A 1,096-nucleotide genomic window follows, 5' to 3' on the forward strand; every position below is an offset into this window, starting at 1 on the left:
CGGCCCGGGGCCGCCCGCGGGCACGGCATGGGCGGGCCAGTGGTGGTCGATCCAGCCGTTCCAGAAGGTGTTGATCACGCGCTCGCCGGGCGCGAAGCGGCGCACGCCGTCGCCGATGGCCTCGACCGTGCCCGCCATGTCCGAGCCCGGCGTGAACGGCAGCGCGAGCGGCATGCCCATGCCGTCCTCGGTCATCAGCAGGTCGCGGTAGTTGAGCGCGACCGCGCCGACCCGCACCAGGATCTGGCCGGGGCCCGGCGCGGGCAAGGGCGCCTGAACCTGTTCGAGATGGGCGCGGCCGTAGGCGGGAAGTTGCCAGCGGCGCAGGGTGGTTTCGGGCATGAAGGCCTCCGCGAAAAGAAGAAGGCCTGATGCTATTGACGCTCTAAAGGCGTCGGTGGTGGATAATTTTCCGAAATTTGTTGCCTGAAATTCGCCAATGAGCCAGCGCCTGCAAGGCATCGAGGAATTCGTCGCCGCCGTCGAGGCCGGCAGCTTCGCGCTCGCCGCGCAGCGCCTGCACGTCACGCGCTCGGCGGTCGCCAAGAGCATCGCGCGGCTCGAGGCGCGGCTGCACACGCGGCTGTTCCTGCGCACCACGCGCAGCCAGAGCCTCACGCAGGAGGGCCATGGCTACTACGAGCGCTGCCGCAACGCGCTGGCCGAGCTCGAGGCCGCCGAGGCCCTGGCCGATGCGGCGCGTAGCACGGCCTCGGGCGTGGTGCGGGTCAGCATGCCGGCCATGCTCGGGCGGCTCAAGATCGGGCCGCTGCTGCTGGCGCTGGCGCGCCGGCATCCGCAGCTCTCGCTCGAGCTCGGTTTCAGCGACCGCCTCGTCGACCTCGCGGAGGAGGGGCTCGATCTCGCGATCCGCAGCGGCGATCTCGGCGACAGCACGGCGCTGATCGCGCGGCTCGTGGGCATGCAGTGGATGGTGCTGTGCGCCGCGCCGTCCTACCTGGCCGAGCGCGGCCGTCCCGAAGGCATCGAGGACCTGAAGCCGCCGCACGAGGCGGTGCTCTATGCGCGCGACGGCGCGGCCTCGGCCTGGCGCTTCCATGCCGGCGATCGCGTCGCCGAGGTGCTGCTGCCCGCG

The 1,096-nt window shown here is 71.5% G+C and carries 2 protein-coding genes; one reads left to right on the top strand and one right to left on the bottom strand.

Annotated elements, in window-relative coordinates:
• The coding region (locus AC27VN_RS42130) for an alcohol dehydrogenase catalytic domain-containing protein (protein ID WP_490880613.1) at positions 1–342 on the bottom strand (342 nt) is incomplete at its 3' end.
• A 97-nt stretch (positions 343–439) separates the two neighbouring features.
• On the opposite strand from AC27VN_RS42130, the gene AC27VN_RS42135 reads away from it, so the two are divergent.
• A partial coding sequence (locus AC27VN_RS42135) for a LysR family transcriptional regulator (protein ID WP_490880614.1) occupies positions 440–1,096 on the top strand: 657 nt, incomplete at its 3' end.

It is taken from the genome of Variovorax sp. 20P10.2.4, assembly GCF_058244205.1.